Here is a 6,393-nt window from a genome sequence, read left to right on the forward strand (position 1 = left end):
GAGACGCCCAGTCATGGTGCCCCCAGCAGGACTCGAACCTGCAACCTACGGATTACGTAACGGGGTCTTCGGTCACTGCAGGTCACCGGGGGATTTAGTGGCTTCCACCTGCAGATATGGTCAAAAACTGTCTCACGATGCCTCAGTCAAGATCCGCCGATTTCACGGTGCTACACCGAATAACTCGTTCTTAACTCGTACCTCGATCGAGGACCGGGAACCGAGACCAGACCGATTCCGCAGCCCCGAGACGCCGCCCCCAGGCTACCGCGTGAAGCGCGCCAGGCGGATCCCGGACGCAGCATGGGCCACCAGTAGCCACAGTGAACCATCGGCCTCCAGGAAGAGCTTCGCGACAGGTTCCGTGAACCCCCGCCCACTGTCGTGGAGCACAAGGGCCGAACCGCGGCCCCGCCACTTCGGAGGTCACGATGCCCCGCAAGCCCGCCGTCCACGATGTCGTCTCACTCGACGAACTGATGACCGCCAACGACGTCGCCGACGTCCTCGGACTCTCGGCCGGAACTCTCGCCAACTGGCGCAGCCTCGGCATGGGGCCCACCTACGTCAAGCTCGGCGGCCGTGTCCGCTACCGCGTCTCCGGCGTCAACTCCTGGGTCGCCAGCCAGGAACACAAGAGCGCCGGCTGACCCCGATACCCTGCACGACGGGAGAAGACACAGAAGGGCACATGACCAGAGCCATCTAGATGCGGACACCACCGCCCACGCCGGTGGGACTGATGCGCCATCAGGTGTCAAATGATCTGTGGCGCCCAGCGGCGTTGCAGGAAAGGATGTGCATCATGCCTGCTCCCTACCCCCAAGAGTTTCGAGACGACGTCGTCCGCGTCGCGAGGAACCGTGAACCTGGCCAGAAGCTCGCCGTGATCGCGAAGGACTTCGGGATCTCCGAATCCTGCCTGACGAACTGGATGCGCCAGGCCGACGTCGAAGACGGTGCCCGGCCCGGGAAGACCCGAGAAGACTCGACCGAACGACGTGATCTGCGGCGACGCAACCGGCTGCTCGAGCAGGAGAACGAGGTCCTGCGCCGCGCTGCCGCCTACCTTTCCCAGGCGAACCTGCCGGGAAGAAGCTCTACCCGCTCGTGAGCGAGCTCGCCACCGACGGGATCCCCGTCGCGGTGTCCTTGCGGGTCTTGAAGCTCTCCCGTCAGCCCTACTATCGCTGGCGGAAACATCAGGTCACGGAGGCGGAGGTGGTCGAGGCGTATCGCGCCAACGCCCTGCTGGACGCCCACCGCGACGATCCCGAGTTCGGCTACCGGTTCCTGGCCGGCGAAGCCGCAGATGCCGGCGAGCCAATGTGCGAACGGACCGCGTGGAGGATCTGCCGGGACAACCGGTGGTGGTCCGCATTTGGGAAGAAGCGCGGCAAGAACAGGAAGCGACCAGGCGCACCCGTCCACGATGACCTGGTCAAGCGGGACTTCACCGCCGACGACGTGAACGAACTCTGGCTAACAGACATCACTGAGCACTGGACCGACGAGGGCAAGCTCTATCTCTGCGCGATCAAGGACGTGTTCTCCGGCCGGATCGTGGGCTACTCGATCAGCGACCGGATGAAGGCTCGCCTCGCGGTGAAGGCCCTGGACAACGCGATATCCAGGCGCCGCGACGCGGCCGGTTGCCTTGTCCACTCGGACCGTGGATCTCAGTTCAGGTCACGGAAGTTCGTGCACGCTCTGAACCGTCACCACCTCATCGGATCGATGGGCCAGGTCGGTGCTGCCGGTGATAACGCTGCAATGGAGTCGTTCTTCTCGCTGCTCCAGAAGAACGTCCTGGACCGCAAACGGTGGCGAACCCGAGAGGAGCTGCGGATCGCGATCATCACCTGGATCGAACGGACCTACCACCGCCGCCGGCGTCAGGCCCGTCTGGGCCGATTGACCCCCATCGAATACGAGACCATCATGAACCCGACCGTCAGCCTGGCGGCCTAACCCCAGCTGACACCTGATGGCGCATCAGTCCCTTGGCGTCGATGAGCACGTCTGGCGCCACACCAGGCGTGGCGACAAGTACGTCACCGTGATCATCGACCTCACCCCGGTCCGCGATGGCGCCGGCCCAGCAAGGCTGCTGGACATGGTCGAGGGCCGGTCGAAGGCGGCGTTCAAGACCTGGCTCGCCGACCGCGAGGACGCCTTCCGTGACGCGGTCGAGGTGGTCGCGATGGACGGCTTCACCGGGTTCAAGACCGCCGCTGCAGAGGAGATCCCGGACGCGGTCACGGTGATGGATCCCTTCCACGTCGTGCGCTTGGCCGGTGACGCCCTCGACAGGTGCCGGCGCCGGGTCCAACTCGCGATCCACGGGCACCGTGGGTTCAGGGACGTTCCGCTCTACAAGTCGCGGCGCACGCTGCACACCGGCGCGGACCTGCTCACCGACAAGCAGAGCGACAGGCTACGCGCGCTGTTCGTTGATGACGCTCACGTCGAGGTCGAGGCGACCTGGGGTGTCTACCAGCGCATGATCGCCGCCTATCGCCACGAGGACCGGCAACGTGGCCGCGAGCTCATGGAGAAGCTGATCACCGACCTCAGCGCCGGCGTCCCCAAGGTGCTCACCGAGCTCACCACCCTGGGCCGGACCCTGAAGAAGCGAGCCGCTGACGTGCTCGCCTACTTCGAACGACCCGGCACCAGCAACGGGCCGACCGAGGCGCTCAACGGACGGCTCGAACACCTGCGCGGCTCCGCACTCGGGTTCCGCAACCTGACCAACTACATCGCCCGAACCCTGCTCGAGACCGGCGGCTTCAGACCCCAACTTCTACACCCCCGATTGGGATGAGCCGCTTTCATGCTCTATGACAACTTGTATTCGTTTACGACGTCCATGTTGACCTCGACACCGAGTCCCGGCCCGCGGGGCACCTTGACATGTCCGTCCTCGACGGTGAAGGCGTCTGTCAGGAGGTCGTCTCGCAAGGAATTCCTCGTGCGGTCGAATTCGACGACGGGTTCGTTCTGTAGCGGAACCGGCCGATAGGTGTAGGGTACGAGAGGCAATGAGCTGCAGACCTGCATCGCGGCCGCAAATGCGATCCCGGAGCCCCATACGTGAGGAATCGTCCGGAGATTGTGTGTCGTCGCGAGTGCGGTGATGCGCTGTATTTCGGAAATTCCACCGCACACACATACGTCGGGCTGGATGATGTCGACACAGCCGCCACCGATGAGATCTCGAAACCCCCACCGTGTGTACTCGGCTTCCCCGCCTGCTATGGCGAGATCGAGATGACTCCGCACTCGAGCGTAGCCCTCACGGTCCTCGGGCGGCACCGGCTCCTCGAAAAACTCGTAGTTATGCCGCTCAAGCACGCGGCCCATCGCGATGGCGGTCTGCGAGTTGTATGCATGGTTTGCATCGGCAAACAGGACGAAATCTTCTCCGAGTCGTTCGCGCACGGTCTGGACGCGTAGCGCGTCGTCTCCGAGTGGCAAAAGGCCGACCTTAATCTTGAGCATTCCGAAACCTTGTTCCGCGTATCCAGCGACAGTGTCTCCTAGGACCTCAAGGTCGCGGTCACGGTCGAACTCCACCGACTGATAATAGCCACCGGTGCCGTATGCGCGGACGCGGTCGCGGTGCCTTCCCCCCATCAGGTCGCTGATCGACGCACCGAGCCTCTTACCGACAAGGTCCCACAGAGCGATGTCGATTGCGCTGAGCGCTTCGATGTAGGGGCCGCGCTGACCGAAGTCGCGGGTGCGTGCATAGAGCACGTCCCAGACGACTCCGGGCGCGGCCTCACGCAGTTCGAGGAGTTGTGGTCCGAGAACCTTCTCGATACAAGTCTGCACTGGCTCCGGTGGGCCGTACTGTCCGCCCTCGCCCCAACCAACTTCACCCTCAGACGTGGTGAGTCGTACTAGGAGGGAGGTCCGTTCCGGGAAGGAGGCTTGCGATGAGAAGAAGCGCTCGCGCCCGAGCGGGGTCTTAAGTACAAAGGTTTCGATTCGGTCAATCTTGAGCATCGTTGGACTCCCTGGAGGTGGCTTGACGTCGAGAACCTATCAAACTCCTCTGATGACCGTGTGTTCTGAGCGCGGTTTGACACCGGCAACCTGCTCACGTAGCTTGCAACGTGTCAGAGGAGTTCAGAGTGGTGCGTCTCGTGCGGCTCCACAGAGAGCCCGCACGGGCTCGTCACGCGTTGGCGGCCCGCCGTCGCGCTGAAAGCAAGGTGACAACGATGTCTGCAACCTGGCTGATCGTCGTGTTCGGCGTGGTTTTCGTATCGATTGCGGTAGCTATCGTTAAACTGCGTCTCAACCCGGCAATCTCACTTCTGTTGGGAACCATCGCCCTGGGGCTTGCAGCCGGCATAGCTCCACAGGACCTCATCGAGTCCATAACTTTTGGTTTCGGGGATCTGATGGCGTCCGTCGGGCTCTTGATAAGCCTTGGTGTCATGATGGGGTTCCTCATGTCGAGCTATGGCGCCGTCCATCGGATAGTCGATGGTGTTTTGCGGCTCTTCGGGAAGCGGGGCTCCCCTTACGCATTCAGCATCGCCTTATCGAGCGTCACGCCATCGATCTACTTCGACGTGCTCCTGGTGCTCGTTGCGCCGATCGCCCGGAACACCGCTCGCATCACCGGACGCCCAGTAGCAACCACCGCTGGCCCAGTTGCAATGGGACTCGCTGCTGGCAATGCACTCGTCGTCCCAGGTGCGGCACTGCTCGCTTACGTCGGGACAATGGGAACGTCCGTACAGTCTGTCCTCTTGCCGGGTTTCGCGATAGCTGTCCCGGCAGTTGCTGTAACCACCTGGCTATATCTGACGCTGATCGAACGGTTCGACTGGTGGAATACTGCAAAGGACGAGAATCTTAGTGAGCTCGCTGCGGCCGGAGACTCAGCACCTGACATGAAGTTGCCGTCGATGTTCACCGCCGTAGCTCCGGTTCTCGTCGTCCTGCTTCTCATTGTGGGGGCCATCATCTCTGAGCCGCTGGGGATGCAAAACCAAGTGATTGACTTCCTGGGCAGCCCCGTTATTGCATTGCTGATCGGAACCCTCACGGCCCTGGGCATTACGACGGCGAAGCGCGGTCTCGCACAGCAGGAGAAGCAGATCTCGAGAGCCCTGGAGACAGTCGGCACGATCCTCGTCGTCACTGCCGTGGCAGGGTCCCTAGGCGAGGTCATCGCTGGGACCGGCATTAGGGATGTCCTGTCGGGCCTATTCTCCGCTGGTAGTGCCCTGCCGCTGCTCGTAGTCTGGGTGGTGGCTGCACTACTCCGTATGGCCATGGGGGTCAGACCGTGGCAGGTATAACTGCGATCAGTATCATCGCCCCATTGGTTGGTGACCTGGGAGTCTCGCCGGTAATGGTCGTGTTAGCTGCGGGCGCCGGAGGCATCTTTGGTGGCCAGTTCAGCGACAACGCGTTCTGGATGCTGCGCAGCTTGTTCGGCCTCTCTACGAGGGGGGCACTCAAGACTTACACGCTCGCCCAGTCGATGCTCTCCGTCGTGGTCCTGCTCCTGGTTCTGCTGGTGAACCTCTTCGTCTGACCGGAGTTAGGCACGGTCGCGTCCGGAACTGTGCTCGGGATTGATCAAGGCCCGGCCCACGAAGCGACTTGCGCGCTCGAGCTCCTGTTGAACCACCAGTACGTGGTCAGCGGTGCGGGCGTGTGCCGTCTCGACATCTCCTGCGAAGAGGGCGTCCGCGATCGCTCTATGGTCCTCGTGGGCGCGCTCCAGTCGACCAGGCAACCCAATCACCTTTGTCGAATATTCGACAAAGGAATCGGAGATGAGATCCCACACGTACAGTAGGAGTGGATTACCGCTTGCATCGGCAATCTGGCGATGGAAGCGCCGGTCCAACGCCACGAAGTCGGCCTGACTGACACCAGGCTCAGAAGCACTATTGAGGATCGATTGCAAGACCTGGCGGTGGTGCTCCGTGAGGCGCACCGCAGCAAGAGTGGCTGCTTGGCACTCGATGGCCACACGCGCTTCGAACAGATCGCTCATGGTGTACCCCCCGACAAGCGACATGTCCACGGGGCCGATCACGCTAGGCTTATCAGTACGTACGAAAACGCCGGAGCCTTGCGCACTCTCAAGGTAGCCAGATGCCTGCAAGGTGCGCACCGCTTCGCGCATCGAGCTCCGGCCGACGTCGAATCGTTGCGCAAGTGCATTCTCGGAGGGCAATTTTGAGCCGACCGAGAACGATCCCGAAATGATTTCTTCCTTGAGTTTCTCAGCCACCACATCTGCGAGACGGCCCCGGCGCTCGCGCGGATGACCAGCCTGATTCTGTTCCATATCGTGCATCCTAATGGGGCTCTTCCCAGATGACGGTGTAGGTCGGCCGGGCGCGTCGGTCCGCA

General features: G+C 62.3%; 4 protein-coding genes and 2 pseudogenes. 4 read left to right on the forward strand and 2 right to left on the reverse strand.

Translation table 11 applies throughout. The features are described 5' to 3' along the window. The first annotated feature begins 431 nt into the window (after positions 1-431). The 3 genes and pseudogenes from L0G76_RS13235 to L0G76_RS13245 all read left to right on the forward strand — a co-directional run. Entirely contained in the window at positions 432-650 is a 219-nt protein-coding gene (locus tag L0G76_RS13235) for a helix-turn-helix transcriptional regulator (RefSeq protein ID WP_304357645.1), read from the forward strand. Between the two features lie 155 nt (positions 651-805). Then, positions 806-1,971 (forward strand): IS3 family transposase gene (locus tag L0G76_RS13240; RefSeq protein ID WP_304357646.1). Its coding sequence is split into 2 segments (ribosomal slippage): positions 806-1,090 and positions 1,093-1,971, totalling 1,164 coding nucleotides; the frame shifts between segments, so codons are not numbered across the junction. A 31-nt stretch (positions 1,972-2,002) separates the two neighbouring features. Then, positions 2,003-2,827 (forward strand): annotated as a pseudogene (locus L0G76_RS13245) (ISL3-like element ISPfr2 family transposase); the annotation flags it as partial. Positions 2,828-2,841: 14 nt separating this feature from the next. On the opposite strand, the gene L0G76_RS13250 reads toward L0G76_RS13245, so the two are convergent. Continuing rightward, complete coding sequence (locus L0G76_RS13250; protein WP_304357647.1) at positions 2,842-4,014, reverse strand: mandelate racemase/muconate lactonizing enzyme family protein; 1,173 nt, start codon at positions 4,012-4,014, stop codon at positions 2,842-2,844. Positions 4,015-4,232: 218 nt separating this feature from the next. Between L0G76_RS13250 and L0G76_RS13255 the strand changes: the two are divergent. Continuing rightward, positions 4,233-5,563 (forward strand): annotated as a pseudogene (locus L0G76_RS13255) (GntP family permease). A 6-nt stretch (positions 5,564-5,569) separates the two neighbouring features. Here L0G76_RS13255 and L0G76_RS13260 read toward each other — a convergent pair. Beyond that, positions 5,570-6,328, reverse strand: coding sequence for a FadR/GntR family transcriptional regulator (locus tag L0G76_RS13260; protein ID WP_304357648.1), 759 nt, complete (start codon positions 6,326-6,328; stop codon positions 5,570-5,572). Positions 6,329-6,393: the final 65 nt, after the last annotated feature.

Source organism: Brevibacterium picturae (genome assembly GCF_030453725.1).
In the GTDB taxonomy this organism is placed as follows: domain Bacteria; phylum Actinomycetota; class Actinomycetes; order Actinomycetales; family Brevibacteriaceae; genus Brevibacterium; species Brevibacterium sandarakinum_A.